This is a genomic window from Collinsella sp. HCP3S3_E11, from assembly GCF_052067375.1.
Taxonomy (GTDB): domain Bacteria; phylum Actinomycetota; class Coriobacteriia; order Coriobacteriales; family Coriobacteriaceae; genus Collinsella.
In genome coordinates this window covers 84,538-103,640 of sequence record NZ_JBQHQI010000004.1, presented here as the reverse complement: position 1 = coordinate 103,640, position 19,103 = coordinate 84,538, and the positions used below count along the sequence as shown (strand labels likewise).

Below are 19,103 nucleotides of genomic sequence, written 5' to 3'. Positions count from 1 at the left end.
CGAAAACGTCTCGATTTGTAACATCTGGAGCCAATATTGTCGCCTAGATGTTACAGATTTAGACAAACTGGTGTGACGGGCTGAGCTGCCCCGCCCAAGCAGCGGCAAAAGAAAAGGTAGATTTTCAGGCATGTCCCAAAAATCTACCTTTGCTGTGCGTTAGCCCAGCAGGTCGATGACGTTGAAGCCGGCGTTGCTCTTGGCGATGACGTCTCGGCCGCCAAAGACGCAGGTGGGCGAGACGGCTGCAATGCGCGTCACGTCGGCGCCGAGCGAGCGCAGCTCACCGGGCGTGGCGGCGAGCATCTGGGCGCGGCGCTCCTCGCGTGCATGCGGATCGAGTCCGGCCAGGTAGGTCGTGTTGCGGCGTTTGGTGAGCGCGTACGGCTTCACCGGCGCGTCCATGCCGCTCACGCAGCTCACGATAAAGCCCTCAAAGGCTGCCTCGTCGGGCTCAAAGCTGCCGAGCCATTCGCCTGCGCGCGCCACGCGCTCAATCGAGGGGTCGACCGCCGGGTCGCGGTAGGTGTAGAACGCCGCCTGACGCTCGCCGGCCGCGCGGAATCCGCATCCGTACGCACCGCCCTTCACGCGGATCTCGTTCCACAGGTAGTCGTAGGAGAGCGCGTTGGCGGCAACCGCCCAGGCACCCGTCACGTTAATGCCCAGACGGCGCGGATCGCACGCGCTCGCCGCAAAGCAGATGTCGCTGGGGATGACGAAAGCCTCGTGACGGTCGCGCGGCTCCGGTACCACGAGCGTGCCGCTGCCAGCGCCGTCGCCCGCGCCAAGCCCCAGGTCGCCCGCGGCGTCCCAGTACGCGTCAAAGTCCTCGTCGCTGCCGGTAAAGCTCGCCAGACAGCCATCGGACACAAAGATGCGGCCTGCCAGCTCGGCAAGCTTGGCGCGCAGGTCGTCCAGGCGCTCGTCAAAGTGGTCGAGCAGATCGCGCAGGAACAGGTAGAAGTCCACGCCCGAAAGCTGCTCGCGCACCACGGCCGAAGGCGAGCTGTAGCTCATCGCGCGACCAAGCGCCGCCGAGTGACCGTTGTTAATGAAGCCCTGCTCAAGCCCAATGCGAATCTGCGTGAGCACGTCGCGCACGCGGTCGGCGTCGGCATCGAGCAACAGCGTGCTCGACCACACCTCGCGCGGCAGGCTCGCCAGCGCATCGATCTTTTCGGACAGGGCGCCGGCGCTCACCAGCAGGTAGGGGCGCACGCCGTCCACGTCGGGCTGCGTCATGACCTCGGTCGTAAAGCTCAAAAAGCCCAGCCTGCCAGCGATGAGGTTGTCGAGCTCCTCGGCCGAGTGCTCGCTCGTGGGCAGCTGTTTGAGCAGGCGACAGAGCAGGGTCACATAGGGCAGGTCTTCAAACGCGACGCAGCTCAGGTCGAAATACTGCATGGCGTAGGCCAAGCGGTTGGTGGGGATGCCGTGGCGCAGGCAGGGGATGGGCGCGGTCGTGTCCACGACCAGCGGCGGCTCGGGGCGCGCCTCGCCAATGTCGGACACGCGCAGGCGTGGCAGCGTGGCCTTGGCCTCGGGCGCGTCATCCGCCTCCTGCGCGGCGCGCAGCGCAGCCGTGCGCTCGACCACATCGGCCAGCTCGGCATCGGTCATGGCATCGCGCTTGGCTGCCAGCTCGGCGGCCTCGGCACTCTCCGCGCCCTCGGCGGCATCCACCGGCACCAGCTCGACCAGCGCCATGTGGTCGTTTTCCAGCACCAGCTCGCGCAGCAGGTCCTCAAAATAGCTGCCGTCCAGCTCGCCGCGCAGCTCCTCGTACACCGGGCCGTACTTGAGCGCCAGCGTCGCGGCGTCGTCATCGTAGAGCCAGGTGCTCAGCGCGTCGCACGCAATGGCCACGCCGTCGGCGATACCGTAGTCGCGCTGGCGCAGGTCGTATTCGTTGCTGCTGATGATGGCCTCCAGGCGCTCGCGCGGAACGCCGTGCTCGCACAGGTCGCGGCAGGCGTCCTGGAACACCCGGCGCAGCTCGCGCGCCACGCCGGGCTGCGCGTTTTGCAGCATGATGAGCTCGTAGGGCTGCAGGCTCTCGGCCGCGGTGTAGCTCACCACGTTGCCGCCCAGGCCGGCGGCCAGAATGGCCTTCTTAACCGGCGCCTCGTTGGAACCCAGCAGTGCCTCGAACAGGATGTCCGCCGCGATCGTGCGCTTGCGGTCGAGCGCGCTGCCCAGCACAAGACCCAGGCCCACCAGGGCGTTCTCGGGTGTGGTTGCCATCTCGACACGCTTGTACTCGCAGGTCACGGGCGCCTGCACGACCAGCGGATTGGGCGCCAGCGTGGACGGGTCCTCGCCGGCTGCAACGGCAGCTTCCATGCGGCGGCTCGCGGCACTCGGCTGCGACAGATAGTGCTCGTCCAAAAAGGCCAGTGCACGGTCCACGTCCAGGTCGCCGTAGAGCGTGATGTAGGAGTTGGAAGGATTGTAGTGGCGTGCGTGCGTGTCCAGGAACTGCTCGTAGGTGAGCGCAGGGATCGCGCGCGGGTCGCCGCCGCTCTCGTGCGCATAGGCGGTGTCGGGATAAAGCGCGGCGTTGACGGCATCGTCCAGCACGCTCATGGGGTCGGACAGCGCGCCCTTCATCTCATTGAAAACCACGCCGTTATAGCGTAGGGTTCCCTCGCGCAGGCTTGCGGAACTGCCGTTGCCCTCGCCCTCGGCGCCCTTCGGCAGGTCCAGCTCGTAGTGCCAGCCCTCCTGCTCAAAAATGGTGGGCTTGGTATAGATGGCCGGGTTGAACACCGCGTCCAGGTACACGTCCATCAGGTTGTACAGATCCTGCTCGTTGGTGGTGGCGACGGGGTAGATGGTTTTGTCGGGGTAGGTCATGGCGTTGAGGAACGTCTGCATGGAGCTCTTGATCAGGTCGACGAACGGCTCCTTGACGGGAAACTTGGCCGATCCGCACAGCACCGAGTGCTCGAGGATATGGAACACGCCGGTGGAATCGGCCGGCGGCGTCTTAAAGCCAATGGCAAAGGCCTTGTTCTCGTCGTCACATGCCAAGTACAGCAGGCGGGCGCCCGAGGCGGTGTGGCGCAGCACGTAGGCGTCCGAGTCGAGCTCGGGCACGGCCTCGCAGCGCTCGACGGCAAAGCCGTGACAGGTGGTGCCGGGCACCAGCAGCGCGGCGGCAGCGGCGCGCGGGTCGGTTGAGGTGGTGGACATATGCAGTCTCCTTTGACGTCCCAGCGGGGGCGAATCGAGTCGAATCCTCGTGAGTATACCCATATGGGGCCGCGGCTCTGCGGCGAACTGGAGACGATGCCGGCGGATTGGGCGAAGGCCTTGCTCGTTCACCGCACGAGTGTGGAAACTTGGACGCCTATCGAATGAGAGTTGATTTTCGGACGGAATCAGCCTCAAAACGCCCAAAAACCGTCCAAATATCCACCCTCATTTCCCGACCGTTCAAAATCCACGCTCATCCGCCGCCCGCACATCTCTCATATCTCATTCGTCTCTAATACGAGAGATAACAGAAAGATGAGAGATAAATATGAGAGATAACAATGCTGCAAAGAGACAGGCAACCATGGTATTGTCTCAATATAGATTGTTTTACCAGCAAAAACATGTTTAAATGAAACAGATGGCAGACATCTTTTCTTTCATCTCTCACTTATCTCTAATATGAGAGATAGCAGAAAGATGAGAGATAATTACGAGAGATAACTGAGCGACGAGGGAAATCCGTCTGCGGCATTCTCCGCAGGACCGAGCGAAGGGACGTGCAGATGAACGAAAACGAGCTGGCCGGTCTGCTCGAGTCATTAAAGCGCATGGGCTCGGATGACCTTAGCGTCGAAGTGAAAGAGAGCGCCACGACGCTTTCTCGCGACGTATGGGAAACGGTTAGCGCATTCGCGAATACCGCTGGCGGAATTATCGTGCTCGGCGTGAGCGAGCGCGTGGGCTTTGTCCCGGTTGAGAACTTTGAGACCGAGAAGGTGCTCAACCAATTTGTCGCAGGCATGGGTGATGCCGGCGGTCGCGGAAAACTGGCCAATCCGCCCAAATACACTATTGAGCGCGTGGAGCTTCGAGGCACCGTGGTTCTGGTCATCACGATTGAGGAGCTCGACCCGTCGAGCAAGCCTTGTTATGTCATAGAGCGGGGCGCTCAAGGCGGCAGCTACAAACGCATCGATGATAAAGATGTTCCGCTCTCGTCGACCGAGGTCCTGTCCTTGTCATCGTATGAGCGGACGAGCCCCAGTGATCGCGATGCAGTGCCCGGCGCGGTCGCAGGCGATCTTGACGAGGCCCTGGTCGACCGCACGATAGAGCGTGCTTTCTCACTGACACCTCGTGCGATGCGCGGCGCGCCGGACAAGAAAACGAAGCTGGAGCGCCTGAATTTCCTCGACTCCCAGGGCAATGTCACTAAGGCCGGACTCCTGGCCGCGGGTGCCTATCCTCAGCAGTTCTATCCCAAGCTCTTTATCGATGTGGCGGTCTATGCCGGAACGCAGAAGGGCGCGGCGGGGTCGTTGAGGTTCATGGACCGTACGATCTGCGAGGGAACGTTGGGCGAAATGATCTCGGATGCCGTCGCGGCAATCGCCAAGAATTTGCGGCGAACCTCGACGATCCAAGGCGTCTCGCGTGTCGACTCGCTGGAGATTCCCGAGGAAGTCCTGCGCGAGGCAATCGCCAACGCCGTAATCCACCGAGAATACGGAGATCGGTTCTGTGGGCAGTCGATCGCTGTTGACGTCTTTGATGACCGTATCGAGGTGACGAACCCCGGCGGCCTATACGGGGGAAAGACTCGCGTGAACTTGTTTGACGGCAGCTCCCGATGCCGTAACGCGACGCTCGTGAAACTCATGTCGATTGTCCCGCTGCCGGATGGCGCAGGTTCGCCGGCTGAGGGCAATGGCTCGGGCATCCCGATGATGATCGATGCCATGCGCGCGCATGGTCTGGCCGAGCCCCTGTTCTGCCCGGGGTTCGATCGGTTCAAGGTCGTACTTTACCGTTCAAAGATCGAGCCGGTCGATCATGGCGGGGGCTTAATTGTGACGGCACTCAAACATTACGGCGAGCTGGGGACGCGTGAGCTGGCAGAGCGCACGGGGCTCACAATTTCCCAGGTTAGGTCGCGCGTCAACGCGCTCATTGCTCAAGGCGAGCTTGAGCCCACGGCGCCGGCGACGAGCCGCAACCGCAAGTATCGACTGTTGGAGCGCGTGGAATAAATGCGTTAGCGGACGAGGCGACCCAATAATCGACTCTCGATTGGCGCCCACTAAGGTTAAGCGGTTGTTGCCCAGTTGACGGTGATGCTAAAGACTCGGCTTACGCCGGCATGGCCGCGAACCCGTCCATCAAGAACAGCCTAAGAACCAGCTTGATGACATATCCCGGTTTGACTTCAGCTGCGTCAAAGACATGGCGCTCGGCGAGCTCGCTGCAGTATGTATAGATGTCGCGGATAAGGTCCGCGCCCGAAAGCGTAAACATGTAGCCTGCGTCCGAAAGCGCATTGGGCGCGGCGGGCAACTTGGCCATGTGGCAGAACGTTTGCAGGTCGGGCGCCATAACATTCTGGTAGTCGAGGTGGCCGCTGGCATCCTGTGCGGCAAGCTCCAATTGGCGCACAAAATCCAGCGCCGCTGCCAGCACAAAGCTCGGCGTAGGCGCGTTGACGTCCTGAGTGGTCGCCACGAGCCTGCCCGCCGCCTGCGTGACAAGCCAAGCGACCTCGCGCTGGCAACGCACGGCCTTGCGCGTAACCGGCTTGATGGACGAAGAAGAAACGCTCCCCTTAGGCGGATTCGAAGCAGCCATAAGACCCTCCCATGAACAATCCGGCCCAACAGGCCCGGACGAAACACGTGCTACATCAGTATACAGGGGAGTGGGGTGGAAAAATGGAGTCGACAGCGTGACTGCCGGCTCCGGATTGCTTGCCTTAGAGGCCGTACACTTCGACCATAGCTTCGCCAATGCGATGGGGCACGCCGGTGACGAGCGCGTTGCCCATGCAGAAAGCTCGATGGCCGTCGGTCATACCAGTATCCGTCCAGCCCTTGGGGAATCCTTGGAGCTGATCGAGCTCGTCGGGAACGAGGCGGCGGAAACGGCCGTCGGGGCACTCGATAACATGCTTAAATCGGCTGGCGCCCGTGCCGCCTTCGCCGGTGAGGATGGTGCGGCTCGGTTTGTCGGTGGCATCCGGGAAACTCATGGCACCCTCGGAATACGTGTACGTAAAGCCCGTCTTTTTGTTGGTGCGTTCTTCGCGCTTGCTGCCCTTGAGGTAGCGCCAGTCGGGAAGCTTCTCGTCGGAGATGTAGAACTGCTCCGGAACATACTCCTCATTAACAAGTACATCGCCAAGCACACGGCGCTCGCCGTGATAATTCTCAACGAAGTCGCAGGTCAAAACATGGCAGCCCTGCATGACACCGGCATTCTTGAACTGAGATGTCTTTTGACCAACGCCAAAACGAGTCGAGTTCTCGTAAGGATCAGGCAGGACATCGAGCTCGGCCATTTCGTCAGGGTAGATGGCGGGGAAGGCCTTCGCCATGACACCGTTGTGCATGCGGTCAACGAGATCGACCTTGCCGGCGTTCTTCTCGCAGAAGATATAAACGCGCTTGCGGCGCTGGGGAAAACCATATTCCGCGGAGTTGACCACGCGCCATTCGACCGTGTAATCGAGGTCGGCAAGGCAGCTTAGGATGATGGCGAAGTCGCGACCGCGCTGAGACGCGGGCGACTTGAGCAGACGATCGACATTCTCAAAGAGACCGAAGCGCGGCTTCTTCATCTCGAGGAAGTGGTAGATGTCCCACCAAAGGACACCCTTCTTGCCCTCGATGCCATGTGCCTGGTTAAGCGGGCGAGCGACGGAGTAATCTTGGCAAGGGAAGCCGCCGACGACCATCTGGACGTCGGGGATTTCAACCTCTCCGGCTTCAGCCTGTTCCAGGACTTTATTGATATCTTCGTTGACTACGGAATCCTCGCCAAAGCGGTCCATATAGCAGCGTGCCGCGAACTGACGAGCCTTGGTTCCGGGTGGTTCCCACTGATTGGCCCAAATGGTGCGAAAGGGTCCGGCGGGCTTCATGTAGAAATCTGGATAACGAGGGTCAGCGTAGCCTTCGAGGCCCAAACGAAATCCGCCGACGCCAGCAAAAAGCTCGGCGATTTTGACCTCTGACATACTCACTCCCCCAAATCGCTGCAAATGCAAAGATCAAGGGTACAGAAATCGGGTTGCAAATGGAAGATCCCTTAGGGGATCTTCACGGTATAACCCGAATTTACAGTAGCATACGTATTAGATCATGTCTTATTTCGAGAGGATTTGCCATGTCCAAGAAGCACCTCGATTTCAAGCGCATGCTTGACGATACTGATTTTTCTGACCCCTCTAGCATCGAGCGGTATGCTGCCAATCTCGACGGGATGACGTTTCGCGACATTCTGGAGCTTGGCATTGCGCCGGAGGGGGAGAGCGCGCCTAAGGACTTTGGATCCAAGAAGTACAAGGGCGGTATGGGAACCCTGATCGAGGAGCGTTACTTTGGCTACAAGGCCAACAGCGACGACCGGCCGGACTTTCCCGAGGCGGGTGTCGAGCTCAAGGCAACGTGTTTTGACGTACTTAAAGACGGTCGTAAATCTGCCGGTGAACGTCTTGTCTTGACGATGATTCCCTACGACCGTCCCGTTTCGCTCGACTACGACAGCTCGCATCTCAAGACCAAGCTCAGCAATATCCTGCTGATTTATTACGGCCGTGACCGCTCCATCGACAAATACGACCAGCGCATTGAGCGTGCAGTCATGGTTCGTCTGCCCGAAGAGGATATGAAGATCATTCGCGCCGACTACGAGAAAATCATTTCGTACATTCAGGATGGTCGCGCAGACGAGCTGTCGGAGGGCATGACCACCTACTTGGGCGCCTGCACAAAGGGCGCAACCGAAGCGACAATGTGGGTCGACCAGTACTACGAGTACTTCAATACCGATACGGGCGAGATCGAACGCCGTCGCGCGAAGCGTCGCGCCTTTTCTCTCAAACGCTCGTACATGGACTATGTGCTTCACGCCTATGTTCTCGGTGCCCCGCGTATCGGCGAGAGCATCGTTCGAGGCGACGACGAGTCCATTGATTTCGAAAGCTACGTAACTGGACTGATCGAGCAACACTATGGCGAAACTGATCGCCAGATTGCGGAGCAGTACGGCTTGGAATACACAGGAAACAAGGCGCAATGGACGACACTCGTTTATCGCATGCTCGGCATAAAACACAATGCTGCCGAGGAGTTCGTTAAGGCTGGGATTAACGTCCGCGCTTGTCGCGTTAATAAGAGGGGGCACATCGAGCAAGCAATGTCCTTCCCTCCGTTTGAGTTTAAGCAGCTAATCAATGAGGATTGGGAAACGTCTTCCTTCCGTGCGCGCCTTGAGACCAGTCGTTTCTTCTTTGTCGTGTTCCGTGAGGACCACGAGGGGGAGTGGCGCCTTGACCGCTGCCTATTCTGGGCAATGCCGGCAAACGAAATCGAAGGCCCCGCAAAGGCTTGTTGGGATGAGACACGAAAGGTCATTCGCGAGGGCGTTGAGCTCAATCCGTATCGGGATGCAAGCGGAAAGCTCAAAGTGACCAACAACCTGCCCGGTATGGCAGACAACCCGATCGTTCACGTCCGCCCGCATACCTCAAAAGCTGCGTACAGATTCGCCGACGGAACCGAAATCGGCGATATTGCGAGGAACGCCTACGAGTTGCCCGACGGACGTTGGATGACCAGGCAATCGTTCTGGTTTAACAAGGGCTATTTGGAGCATATTTTGGGACTGTAACAAGACCGTCTTCACATGCTGGTGCGCCCCGGACGCTGTCACGGCTGTGGTATCGATGTCGTGTATGACGATGCGGACACCTAATTGTCTGTCGGGTGCTTCTGCCTTTGGGCGATACCTTGCCGCCAGGAGCGCTCGCCGGTACCTAAGATATCTTACAGGTAGATCCCCTCGCACAGGGGCTTGTGGAACTGGGTGTGGTGGTCGCGTGCCCAGGTAAAAAGTGCCTGGTCAAAGTTGCCCTGTCTGGCGTGGATGCCAAAGACGCCGGCGACTTCCACGCGCACGAACTCCAGCGCGGGCAGCTTGTTGATAGCCGTGAGCGCAAACGGCGACATGGGCTCCTCGAACAGGTAATGGCTGCCTTGCAGCGCGCCACAGGCGGTGCAGGTGCTGGCGAGCGATACGGTTTTGGTGGTGCGCGACGTTACGGGCTTGTAGCCGCAGCGCTCGCGCAGGTAGTCGCGGATCTCGGCCGGCACGCAGCCCAGCGCGGGAACGATGGCTATGGCGTTGGCGCGGGCGGTGTCGATCGCGATGTGGCCCGCGTCGTCCATGGCGGGCGCAGCGCCGGGCGCGGCCTTGCTGCCCGAGTCCTCGGCCAACCGATACGGAATGCCAAAGGCCGCGACCGTCGTCTGCTCGTGGCACTTCCAACATTCGCGCTTGCCAAGCACCAGATAGATGTAGGGCGCGCTGGGGTCGGAACGATCCACGCCGGGCAGCCACGCGGCAAAGGGCTCGGGGTTGACGCCATCGGGCACGTACCAGATCTTCTTGACCCGGTCCCACTTGGCGCCCAGGGCCTTGGCCTGGTCTTTGTGCGAAAAGGGAACATCGAGCTCGGTGCGCATGGCGGCTCCTTTGTGCGGCTTGCGGTGCATGTGCTCCAAGGATACCCCAGCGGCGGACGTCCGATGCATGCCGACGGAATTGCTGATGTTCTTGCTGTTGGCCGCGGCTGTTTGCGAACGCGACGGTGCCGTTGGGGCATTGCTATAAGTCAGCAAATGAGCAATTTGGCCGTCCAAGCAGTCGCAAAGCAAAATGGAAGTCCCGCGCCGTCAAGCAGTTTTGCCACTGCTGCACTACATAACCACAGTTAAACGCGGCAATTCGCTCTTGTACAGTCTTAACCGTGATCACACGTCATTAGTAGCTCAGAGGTTAGGGCGGTGACTGAATGGCTCGGTACAAAGGCGAGAATAGGGCATGGGAAGGAGCCGCTCGGCTGCTCGCAAATCCGGCGCGCGGACGTGAAGGTGTGCGAGACCCCCTAAGCACGTGGCCGAGATTGGCGGGTGGAGCCTGCGCCAAGTCCAGAAGTGGTGCGCGGACGGGACGCTCCCCGCGATGATGATCGGCGGCACCTGGGCGATCAGCGGGCAGAAAATCTGCGACATGCTCGGCATTGAGGACTAGCGATGCCTATGGAAGCATTCAAGGAAAATGACACCGGTGGCCGTATACTTGGCGGCGGGGCCACCGGCGGCGAGTGGACAGGCCGGGGGCCTGTCGTGGCTGCATCTTACAGCTCGGTCACGGGGAGCGCCGCCTCGCAGCTCGATTGCGGGGTGAGCCAGCATGAACGATAAGGAGAAGGCCGACTTGGCGTTCCTCTCTATGGAGCCGCCCAAGAACTACGAGACTTGGAAGAACATCGGCATCAGCTACGAGGCCGCTGGAGGCGACCACGACACGTTCCTTAGCTGGTGCTCCCACGACCCCGAGAAGTACGACGAGGCCGTTACCCGCAAGCTCTTCGAGCATGTGGACGAGGGCGGTAGGATCACGGCGGGCACGCTCTTCTGGCATGCGGCGAACGCAGGCTGAAAGAGCACGGGCGACCATACAAGCGGAGCGCTTTGCACGGCCTCCGGCGGCCAGGACCTCTCCGGATTGCCGTACTTGGAGCAGGCGATCAAGCAAATCGAGGCCAAGGCGTTTTACTTGCACTTCTGCTGTTTACGGGAAGCAAACAGCCGTTCGGTGACGTTTTCAAGCTCAGGTCTCCAATCCCTCTGATTGCTGCTAATCTATAAAGTTAGCGAGTTGAATTCTTTTCGAGTTTGTGACGCTCGCATACGGTCATTCTAGGACGCCGAAGGGGTGATTGCGATGAGCGTTGATAGTTCCACGGAGGATAAGGCTCAGAGCGCCTCCATTGGTGCTGTGGATTTGTTTTGCGGGGTCGGGGGCCTGACCTACGGTTTACGCACCGCTGGCATCGATGTGGTGGCTGGGTTTGACCTCGATTCCTCTTGCCAGTACGCCTACGATGCGAACAACGGCAAGGACAAGTTCATCTGCAAGAACATCGCCGAGGTCACCGGGGAGGAAGTCAAGGAGCTCCTGAAGGACTTTGACATCAAAGTCTTGGTAGGGTGCGCTCCTTGCCAGCCCTTCTCGAAGCACCGCAAGGACAAGAAGCATCGCGAGAAGCACAAGGACTGGGGGTTGCTTGCGCAGTTTGGGAGGCTTGTACGTGAAGTGCAGCCAGATTACGTGTCCATGGAGAACGTGCCCGAGCTCGAGAAGGAGAGCATCTTCTCTGGTTTCTTGAACACGCTTAAGGAGTCCGGATACTCGGTGGAATACAGCGTCGTAAAGGCTGAGGAGTACGGTGTGCCCCAGCATCGGCGGCGATTGATTCTGCTAGCTTCTAGAAATGGGTCCATCAGCTTGATTGACCCTACGAATGATAACGCTCATGCTGTTACGGTTCGGCAGGCAATAGGTGCGCTGCCTGCCGTGAGCGCTGGCGGCTCTTGCAGGGGGGACTCTCTGCAAACGGCGTCGGCGCTATCAGAACTAAACTTGAAGCGCATTAAGGCTTCGACGCCTAATGGCACGTGGCGAGATTGGCCTGAGGATCTGAGGCTTGATTGTCATAAAAAGGCTGCTGGCCAAACGTACCCTGCGGTCTACGGGAGGATGGCTTGGGACGAGACGTCCCCAACTATAACTACGCAGTTCTATATGTACGGTACGGGCCGGTTTGGGCATCCAGAGCAAAATCGAGCCCTAACCTTGCGTGAGGGTGCCGTCTTGCAGAGCTTCCCGCAGGATTACAAGTTCATTAGGCCTGGCGAGAAGATCAGCAAGAAAGCTGTGGCACGGCATATTGGAAACGCCGTGCCACCAAAGCTCGGCGAAGCGGTTGGCAAAAGCATAATTGCCGCTTGCGTACACTAGCCCTCTTCTGATTCGGTCATACCGCGCCGATATTCACCGGCGTTGAGGTAGGTCGAAACATCCTTGCGGAGCTGCATCAAAAATGAGTCAACATGATTGACTAGCTCCGCAAGCTCCGATGTTGTCACCTGATTGCTTGCTTCTGCAAACGAAATTGATCCATGAGCTAGGTCATTCCGTCGATTCTTGATGTCTTTAAGCTCGCTCTTAATCTCATCCCTCTTGCAGTTCGCTATATCATCATGAATCGATATTCCGTGGTCATCAAAGAGCTTGAGGATTTTGTCTGCATCTAGATTTCCACCGGCGATGGTGTTCCGAACGCTGAATTGAAGTACGTTATTTTTAACAGCATGATCAAGCAACCTCTTGCTTATGGACTCGGCAGTACTATTGCTGGCTTTTGGGTCGCTCAACCCGTTATACATTTGGGTATGGTGCCAAATCGATTGAAGCTTTTCGGAAACCTCAGCGTAGCCGCAACCCTCGTCCTTTACTCTGTCGTAAATCGCCTGCATGAGATTAGTGACTGAGTACTCAATGATGTTGTAGATCATAAGCTTGACGTTGGAGCGGATGACACTGGAAACGAGGGTCACATCTGGTGTCGATGAGGGCAGGCCACTGGGATTTGCCTTTTCAGCGATTTCGTACGCTCCTCGCATTACAGCATTGTAGCGCACGCCCTCTGCACCTTGGTCAAGCGAATCGAGCAGGGTCGCGAGCGTAATCATGCTCTTGGTCTCACCAAGGCGGTCGTTGTAGACCTCTTCGTACCCCAAGTTAAAGTCATTGGAATCCATAAGGTTTACCGCTCCGCCTTCAGCTTGTTGGCAACGAAATCAATGCGAGCTTTCAACTTGGCCTTTACGTTTGCCGAGTCTGACCGCACAAGGGTCTGGAACTCTTCGCAATCAACCCAAGACATGTCTTTGCGCGAAAGGTCCTTGTCCTCCGACAACGCCACGGCAACGCCGACCGCAATAGCTTCGAAACGCGCATGAGGAGTCGTTTTTCCTGTCGGTGTCTTTTTGAAACCCCTGTCTCCCAAGCACTTCTCAACGTATTCCAACATTTCTTTGAAGCGAGCGACGAGTTCATTGCGCTTGTCAGGTGACTCGGCAAGCTCGATGTTCATGCGATTCGTGTATTCATCCAGGTAACTAGCAACGCGGTCTTTGTAACCCTCGAAATCTGGGTAGCCGTCTGCATAGGCGAAGAAACGAGTGACAAGTTCCATGTCATCGTAGTGTTTGCGCGCCGTCTCGCTTAACGGGGCAAGTTTTATAAAGAGCGGATCTTTGGAGAGCTCGCTTACTAGTTTTGTAAAATCGCCGCCCATGGAGCCACGGCGAATTTCTTGCGATTTGAGCTGCTTGCCCGATGAATTGATACGACGAAAAATCTCCTGTCGGACGTCAAAGGTGGTCCCTTCCTCAAGGTAAACCACTCGAAAGCTCGCGTTATCGAATCTTCTTTGTACTTCTATGGGAAGTTCTGAATAGGTCTTTCCGTTGACAGATGTAAGGATGTCTAGATTGCACAAGGTTAAATCGCCTCTGGCAAAGTTCACCAAGGCGTTCATCCTTTGCGCTCCATCAACGATTTCCGTTCTGCCATCTTCAGCATCGGCAAAGAACATGTAGGGAATGGGCAGGCCAATTAGCACAGACTCAATAAAGTAGCTGCAGTCAACGTCCGTCCAGACGAAGTTCCGTTGATAGTCAAGCGGAATGTAGAATGCATCAGCATTGAACTTATTGATGAGGTATTCCGCAACGTATTCGCGAGTGCTGAATCGCACATCCTTTTTCTTGTCGCGAATCTGTTCGGAAATCTCGATCGTCTCACTTTGTTGATCAGTCAATCGCCTTCACCTCAATCTATAGCAGGACGAAGCCAACTTAGGTCTGACTGGCTGTGGGATGTGAAGCCCTCTCCCATAACCAATGCTGCACTCTAATGATACCAGCAGATGCCTGGCATTAGAGTCGTGCCCCTCTGCCACTTTGTGACGCCCGTCTAGGCTGCTCGTATCGAGTAACTGGGCGGGCGCCTTGTTGTGCCTGCCGCGATTTGAAAGCAGGATACATGGACGGTGAGACTCATGGCGACGAGGCGGCGAAGGTCGAGCTCGCGGAAGGGCAAGAGGACGCGAGGTCGGCAGAGGTGGCGGACGCCCTTCGCTCGGGGATCGAAGCGGTGGAGGGCGCAGCAGCCGACGAGCGCGTGGAGTACTGAGCTCAGGCTCGCTGGGGCGCGGAGCGTCAAGGCCGCGCGTGCCCTTCTCGACGAACACGGGGGCGACGTGGGCGCGCTCAAGGAGGCGGAGCCCTGACTCTTCTCGGTCTCCCCGCGTCCGCTGGGACCACGGGGCTGCCAAACGCGGGAGCCGCTGTTTGTGTCGACGACAAGCTGAACATTGTGGCGCGACCAAATTGAGCACTTTGGCAAACACGCCGCGTTAACCTATCCCACCGCCTTGCCGAGTATGAGCGTCGCCTCCATACGGTGACTCGCGCCGGTGAACTCGACCAGGCGGCCGTGGTGGACGATGCGGTCGATCATCGCCGCCGCCATCTTGTCGTCCCCCAGGACCGTGCCCCACTTGCTGAACTCAATGTTTGTGGTGATGACCAGGCTGTGCCTCTCGTAGCAGTCCGACACCCCCTGGAACAGCAGCCTCGCGCTGTCGAGGTCCAGCGGCACGTAGCCGAACTCGTCCAGGATGACCAGGTCGTTTCTGGCGATGTCCCTCATCGCCGCCTCCAGCGAGTGCTCGCGCGCCGCCTTTTGGGATACATTTGGGATACAGCGCTATATACAAGAAACCGGTCTACCGCATTTCCGCAGGTAGACCGGTTGAACAATTGGTGGGCGTTAGAAGATTTGAACTTCTGACCTCTTCCGTGTCAGGGAAGCGCTCTCCCCCTGAGCTAAACGCCCGATCAAGGGTGCGCAAGTGCGCAAGGGATAATATAACGGAGCCTGAACTCGGTGGCAAGAACATTTTTAAAAATCGCTTGCATTGTGGTCTGGTGAGAAAAAGCCGCTCGCCGCCTGCAGGTGACCGTTTGCGGTCAAATTATCGACAAAGCGTAGACGGGTTTGTGGCAAGGTTTCAGGGAAGTATGTGCTGGCTTCGCCGTCTTGCGCACGATTGCACGAGGCGTGTGCCGTTGTTTGAGTAGTATGGGGGCCGACCATGAACATGCTGGTCGTAGATGATGAGGTTGATATCGCAAATATGCTCGCGGAGTTTTTCCGCATGGAGGGCTACGAGGTTTCGGTTGCCCATGACGGGCCGTCGGCCCTGGCGGCGGCTTCTTCTGGCCCCGCCCCCGATATCATGCTGCTCGATGTAAACATGCCGGGGATGGACGGCTTCGAGGTCTGTCGCCGCGTGCGGGAGCATGTGAGCTGCCCGATCATCTTTCTAACGGCGCGCGTTGAGGATATGGACCAGCTTGATGGTTTTGCGGCGGGCGCCGATGACTACGTGCTCAAGCCTTTTTCTCTCGAGGTTCTGGGTCGTCGCGTGGCGGCGCACATGGCGCGCGAGGGAAGGGCTCGCGATCGGCAAAGCGACGGCGCCGTCCGCTTTTTTGGCGAGATGACCATCGATTACGCTCAGCGCATCGTTGAGGTTCACGGTGCGGGCGGTAATCGGGATTCGTCCGCCGGGGGCGATTCGAACGCGGTGACCGTCGACTTGACCAAGCTCGAGTTCGACATCATCGCCCTGTTGAGCAAGCGCCCTGGCCAGGTGTTTGACCGCGATGTGATTTACGAGCGTGTGTGGGGATGGGACGCCGCGGGTGACCCGTCGCAGGTGCGCGAGCACATTCGCCGCATTCGCAACAAGTTTACGTCGGCGGGGATCGCGGACGATCCGATCGCAACGGTATGGGGCGTGGGCTACAAGTGGGTGGCAAAGTGACGGGTTTTGGTAAGGGCCCACGCGGGCGCCATGCGCCTCACGAAGACGGCCGAGTTGTCGCTTGCGAGGACGGTTGTCGGGACAATGGCGGTTCTGTCCGCAGGCGCGACCGCCGCGCAGCTCGCCGCGCCGAGCGACGCGCGGCCCGCGAGCTTGAGCGCGAACAGCTGAAACGTCTGCCGCGAAAAGAGCGCCTGCGTACCTGGTGGAGCCTGCGGCCGTTGGGCGTGATCTTCACGGCGTATCTGGTCGCCTATCTTGTTGTCGCCACGGTGCTTGCGCTGAGCGCCATTGAGGTACTCGCGGCTTGGAATAATGGATATTACGAACTCGAGGTGACGCTCGACAACGGTTTGACCGAGCACGGCGTGATCGATTCGGGCCCATACATCTACGACCCCACCTCTCAGCAGCTGCTTCCCGCATCCGAGCTCAACTTGCCAGGCGATGGGCCGTACGCGGTCTTCATTGCGACGGGCGATTGGGGGACCGGTAGCGATTACGTGCCGGAGGGCGGGCGCACCATCAGCACGCTGTACGCGACCGTCGACATGGTTCGTAGCGGCCAGGTGCAGCTCTACGACTGGGGGCTCAATTACAACGAGGGCTATCCGCAGGAGGAGATTCTCGAGGTGAACAGCACGATTCCAGCGGAGAACCTCGCCCGCTATGACGCGTTGAGCCGCGTGGGCCGCGCGCAGAGCGTGGAGCTGTTTGAAAACATGACGGGAGCCGATCTTGAGGAGACGTTTGGCGAAGGGCTCGTCTCGAACACTGCCTATTATGCGGCTTCACCGCCTCCCGATGGTCCGATGCCTTGGGTCCTCACGCTTGCGACGGGGCTTGTGCCCGTTTTGGCGTACGGCGGCCTGGGTTGGCTCACGTTCAAGCACTTCTACCGCGTTCACATCGCCGGGCCCTTGGGGGAGCTGGCGAGCGCCGCGGGGCGCATCGCCGGTCAGGATTTGGATTTCTCGATCGAGCGCGTGCGGGGCAAAGAACTTGGTCGCCTGTCCGAGACGCTGGAGAATATGAGGGCGTCGCTGCTCGATGCCCAGCGCGAGCTGTGGCGCACCGCCGAAGGGCGGCGTCAGCTCAATGCGGCGTTTGCGCACGACCTCCGAACGCCGATCACGGTGCTCAAGGGGACGGTCGAGATGGCGCAGATGCGCCTGCGTCGCGGCGATGAGCTCGATGTTGGTTCGTTGGATGCCCTGTCGGCCCAGGTGGTGCGTTTGGAGCGGTACGCAACGGAGATGGGAGGGCTGAGCAAGCTCGAAGATCGGCCTGTAGACCGCAAGCCGCTGGCGTCGCGGTCTCTTGTGGATGAGCTCGAGTCGCATGCGAACGAGGTTGTTGCGGCGCGCGGGGAAGGGCTCGCGTTGAGGGTTGCAATCGACGAAGGCGAAGACGGCGCCCGTCCCGACATGGTCTACATCGACCTACCCCTGGTCGAAGAGGTCCTCGACAACCTTTTGAGCAATGCGTGCGGCCATGCGAAGGGCGTCATCGAGGTTGAGATTTCTGTTCGCGAGGGCAGGTTGGCTCTGAGCGTTGCCGATGATGGTCCGGGCTTTACGCCCGAAGCCCTGCGGCGCGGGTGCGATCCGTTCTTTAGCGAGAACAAATCTGCCGAGCATTTTGGGCTGGGCTTGAATGTGTCGAGCATTTTGTGCGGTTTACACGGGGGAGCGCTTGAGTTAGGGAATGGTTCGACCGGCGGGGCACGTGTGACGGCGACGTTTAGCACGGGCGGCGATGGGGACGAAACGGGGGAGTTGTGACGAGGGCGCGCGCTGCGCGGGCGTCGCCGGGCTCATCGAGCCGTCGGCGAACCAGTTACCTGCTATTACCTTAAGAATGACTTACCTTAACGTAAGGCTTACTGAATTGTCATTGCTGGTAGACAAAACATAGACACCAAGTTGCGAAACTGTCCTTGTCAGGTACACAAGGAGGTAACGCGATGATGAGGATGCAGCCCGAAGCCGAAGGGTATTCCGATCAGGTTTCTTGCGGGGGCGCCGCTCGCCGTCTTGACGTAAGCGCTTTGAGCGAGCTTCGCAATCGAGTCGCGGGCGCTCATGACGCGCTGGACGACGCCTCTTCTGCCGGCGCGCGGACCGCAAACGCCCCCTCATTCGCGACCGCTGCGGCAATGTCGGCCGAGGCCGTCGCAGAGGACGATGGCCTCGATGCCCGCCGTCGAATCCTGCGCCGTCGCGTGCTTTTGGCGCTTGCGGCCTCGGCCGCGATCCTCGCGACTGCATGCTGGGAATATCTTCCGGGGATCTTGGCATGGCTTGCAGACCCTCAGGCGGTTCGGTCGTTCGTCGCCGACCACAGCGTGATAAGTCGTCTCGTCATGCTTGGAATCAACGTCACTCAGATCTTCTTGGCCTTTTTGCCCGGCGAGCCTGTGGAGCTGGCGAGTGGTTACGCGTTTGGCTTCTGGGAGGGGACGGCGCTGTGTCTCGTCGCCTCGGGGCTGGCGACGTCGGCGATTTATTGGGCGACGCGTCGATGGGGCTGGAGCCTGGTTGGCCTCTTCTTCGACCGCAGCCTTCTCGACCGGTTTTCGTGGCTCAATAATGCGAAGCGACTCGAGCTGGTCATGCTGGTGATTTTCTTGATCCCGGGAACCCCGAAGGACTTCTTGACGTATTTCGCCGGCCTCACCAAGATGCGCTTCGCCCCCGTGGTGCTCATCGCAACGTTTGGGCGCATTCCCTCCATTGTGACTTCGACGGCCGCGGCATCCGCTGCGGGCAGCGGAAACTGGCTGGTGGTTGGTGTCGTCGTTGCCGTGTCACTGCTGTGCGTGGCGTTGGGCGGCTTGCTGTATCGTCGCCTGCGTGCCAAGGCGAGCTGAGGCGGCCGGCGAGGATGTACGGCGGCTGATGGGCCTTTTGCGGCTACATCGGACCGCCGGTCGCCACAGCAATCCAAAACCTCCCCAACATGTGCATTCTGAAATCGAAATCTTGCGGAAACGCGAGCAAAATGCACATGCTGGGGGAGGTTTCGAGGGTTTACGCGCTTGCGACCCCGCTATGCGCTCCGATTGATGAAAAAATCGGCCATGGAGCAGAGCAGGTCA

General features: G+C 59.1%; 16 protein-coding genes and 1 tRNA gene. 9 read left to right on the top strand and 8 right to left on the bottom strand.

Translation table 11 applies throughout. The features are described from left to right. Positions 1-159 precede the first annotated feature (159 nt). Positions 160-3,198, bottom strand: a complete 3,039-nt coding sequence (locus ACTM86_RS04200) for an insulinase family protein (RefSeq protein ID WP_441015594.1) — start codon at positions 3,196-3,198, stop codon at positions 160-162. A 569-nt stretch (positions 3,199-3,767) separates the two neighbouring features. On the opposite strand from ACTM86_RS04200, the gene ACTM86_RS04195 reads away from it, so the two are divergent. Further along, complete coding sequence (locus tag ACTM86_RS04195; RefSeq protein ID WP_441015596.1) at positions 3,768-5,234, top strand: ATP-binding protein; 1,467 nt, start codon at positions 3,768-3,770, stop codon at positions 5,232-5,234. Between the two features lie 100 nt (positions 5,235-5,334). Here the strand turns inward: ACTM86_RS04195 and ACTM86_RS04190 are convergent, their stop codons facing one another. Both ACTM86_RS04190 and dcm read right to left on the bottom strand, forming a co-directional pair. After that, on the bottom strand, positions 5,335-5,826 hold the full coding sequence (locus ACTM86_RS04190; protein ID WP_055309616.1) for a hypothetical protein: 492 nt from the start codon (positions 5,824-5,826) through the stop codon (positions 5,335-5,337). 124 nt (positions 5,827-5,950) lie between these two features. Beyond that, positions 5,951-7,213 (bottom strand): DNA (cytosine-5-)-methyltransferase, encoded by a 1,263-nt coding sequence (gene dcm / locus ACTM86_RS04185; RefSeq protein WP_441015598.1) that lies wholly within the window; start codon positions 7,211-7,213, stop codon positions 5,951-5,953. 149 nt (positions 7,214-7,362) lie between these two features. Here dcm and ACTM86_RS04180 point away from each other — a divergent pair, with 149 nt between their 5' ends. Then, positions 7,363-8,868, top strand: coding sequence for a Sau3AI family type II restriction endonuclease (locus tag ACTM86_RS04180; protein ID WP_441015600.1), 1,506 nt, complete (start codon positions 7,363-7,365; stop codon positions 8,866-8,868). Positions 8,869-9,023: 155 nt separating this feature from the next. On the opposite strand, the gene ACTM86_RS04175 is transcribed toward ACTM86_RS04180, so the two are convergent. Beyond that, entirely contained in the window at positions 9,024-9,722 is a 699-nt protein-coding gene (locus tag ACTM86_RS04175) for a DUF5710 domain-containing protein (RefSeq protein ID WP_347478047.1), read from the bottom strand. A gap of 430 nt (positions 9,723-10,152) precedes the next feature. Here ACTM86_RS04175 and ACTM86_RS04170 point away from each other — a divergent pair, with 430 nt between their 5' ends. From ACTM86_RS04170 to ACTM86_RS04160, 3 genes are all read left to right on the top strand, one after another. Next, complete coding sequence (locus ACTM86_RS04170) at positions 10,153-10,290, top strand: helix-turn-helix domain-containing protein (protein WP_138113932.1); 138 nt, start codon at positions 10,153-10,155, stop codon at positions 10,288-10,290. A gap of 162 nt (positions 10,291-10,452) precedes the next feature. Then, positions 10,453-10,701: a PriCT-2 domain-containing protein gene (locus ACTM86_RS04165; protein ID WP_117765514.1), complete on the top strand. Its 249-nt coding sequence runs from the start codon at positions 10,453-10,455 to the stop codon at positions 10,699-10,701. A 285-nt stretch (positions 10,702-10,986) separates the two neighbouring features. Then, positions 10,987-12,063 carry a DNA cytosine methyltransferase gene (locus ACTM86_RS04160; RefSeq protein WP_117765512.1) on the top strand — a complete coding sequence of 359 codons (1,077 nt, stop codon included), beginning with the start codon at positions 10,987-10,989 and terminating at the stop codon, positions 12,061-12,063. On the opposite strand, the gene ACTM86_RS04155 is transcribed toward ACTM86_RS04160, so the two are convergent. Next, positions 12,060-12,866, bottom strand: coding sequence for an MAE_28990/MAE_18760 family HEPN-like nuclease (locus ACTM86_RS04155; protein ID WP_138113936.1), 807 nt, complete (start codon positions 12,864-12,866; stop codon positions 12,060-12,062). The genes ACTM86_RS04160 and ACTM86_RS04155 overlap by 4 nt on opposite strands. A 5-nt stretch (positions 12,867-12,871) precedes the next feature. Next, positions 12,872-13,930 carry a DUF262 domain-containing protein gene (locus tag ACTM86_RS04150; protein ID WP_138113938.1) on the bottom strand — a complete coding sequence of 353 codons (1,059 nt, stop codon included), beginning with the start codon at positions 13,928-13,930 and terminating at the stop codon, positions 12,872-12,874. Between the two features lie 224 nt (positions 13,931-14,154). Between ACTM86_RS04150 and ACTM86_RS04145 the strand changes: the two genes are divergently transcribed. Continuing rightward, positions 14,155-14,304 carry a hypothetical protein gene (locus ACTM86_RS04145; RefSeq protein WP_175406107.1) on the top strand — a complete coding sequence of 50 codons (150 nt, stop codon included), beginning with the start codon at positions 14,155-14,157 and terminating at the stop codon, positions 14,302-14,304. Between the two features lie 228 nt (positions 14,305-14,532). Here the strand turns inward: ACTM86_RS04145 and ACTM86_RS04140 are convergent, their stop codons facing one another. Together ACTM86_RS04140 and ACTM86_RS04135 are read right to left on the bottom strand one after the other, a co-directional pair. Then, a complete protein-coding gene (locus tag ACTM86_RS04140) occupies positions 14,533-14,874 on the bottom strand; it encodes an ATP-binding protein (protein WP_346979024.1) in 342 nt (113 codons plus the stop codon). 60 nt (positions 14,875-14,934) lie between these two features. Then, positions 14,935-15,009, bottom strand: a tRNA-Val gene (locus ACTM86_RS04135). 259 nt (positions 15,010-15,268) lie between these two features. On the opposite strand from ACTM86_RS04135, the gene ACTM86_RS04130 reads away from it, so the two are divergent. The 3 genes from ACTM86_RS04130 (at position 15,269) to ACTM86_RS04120 (ending at position 18,875) form a co-directional block, all read left to right on the top strand. Further along, complete coding sequence (locus tag ACTM86_RS04130) at positions 15,269-16,003, top strand: response regulator transcription factor (protein WP_117743134.1); 735 nt, start codon at positions 15,269-15,271, stop codon at positions 16,001-16,003. Next, positions 15,988-17,787 carry a HAMP domain-containing sensor histidine kinase gene (locus tag ACTM86_RS04125; RefSeq protein ID WP_441015602.1) on the top strand — a complete coding sequence of 600 codons (1,800 nt, stop codon included), beginning with the start codon at positions 15,988-15,990 and terminating at the stop codon, positions 17,785-17,787. Before ACTM86_RS04130 ends, ACTM86_RS04125 begins: the two co-directional genes overlap by 16 nt. A 182-nt stretch (positions 17,788-17,969) precedes the next feature. Next, positions 17,970-18,875, top strand: coding sequence for a TVP38/TMEM64 family protein (locus ACTM86_RS04120; protein ID WP_233539623.1), 906 nt, complete (start codon positions 17,970-17,972; stop codon positions 18,873-18,875). Positions 18,876-19,103: the final 228 nt, after the last annotated feature.

Coding starts and splice junctions, on each gene's coding strand:
- ACTM86_RS04145 (WP_175406107.1), top strand. CDS start 14,155: ATGGACGGTGAGACTCATGGCGACGAGGCGGCGAAGGTCGAGCTCGCG.
- ACTM86_RS04130 (WP_117743134.1), top strand. CDS start 15,269: ATGAACATGCTGGTCGTAGATGATGAGGTTGATATCGCAAATATGCTC.
- ACTM86_RS04155 (WP_138113936.1), bottom strand. CDS start 12,866: ATGGATTCCAATGACTTTAACTTGGGGTACGAAGAGGTCTACAACGAC.
- dcm (WP_441015598.1), bottom strand. CDS start 7,213: ATGTCAGAGGTCAAAATCGCCGAGCTTTTTGCTGGCGTCGGCGGATTT.
- ACTM86_RS04195 (WP_441015596.1), top strand. CDS start 3,768: ATGAACGAAAACGAGCTGGCCGGTCTGCTCGAGTCATTAAAGCGCATG.
- ACTM86_RS04120 (WP_233539623.1), top strand. CDS start 17,970: ATGATGAGGATGCAGCCCGAAGCCGAAGGGTATTCCGATCAGGTTTCT.
- ACTM86_RS04200 (WP_441015594.1), bottom strand. CDS start 3,198: ATGTCCACCACCTCAACCGACCCGCGCGCCGCTGCCGCCGCGCTGCTG.
- ACTM86_RS04175 (WP_347478047.1), bottom strand. CDS start 9,722: ATGCGCACCGAGCTCGATGTTCCCTTTTCGCACAAAGACCAGGCCAAG.
- ACTM86_RS04160 (WP_117765512.1), top strand. CDS start 10,987: ATGAGCGTTGATAGTTCCACGGAGGATAAGGCTCAGAGCGCCTCCATT.
- ACTM86_RS04180 (WP_441015600.1), top strand. CDS start 7,363: ATGTCCAAGAAGCACCTCGATTTCAAGCGCATGCTTGACGATACTGAT.
- ACTM86_RS04165 (WP_117765514.1), top strand. CDS start 10,453: ATGAACGATAAGGAGAAGGCCGACTTGGCGTTCCTCTCTATGGAGCCG.
- ACTM86_RS04190 (WP_055309616.1), bottom strand. CDS start 5,826: ATGGCTGCTTCGAATCCGCCTAAGGGGAGCGTTTCTTCTTCGTCCATC.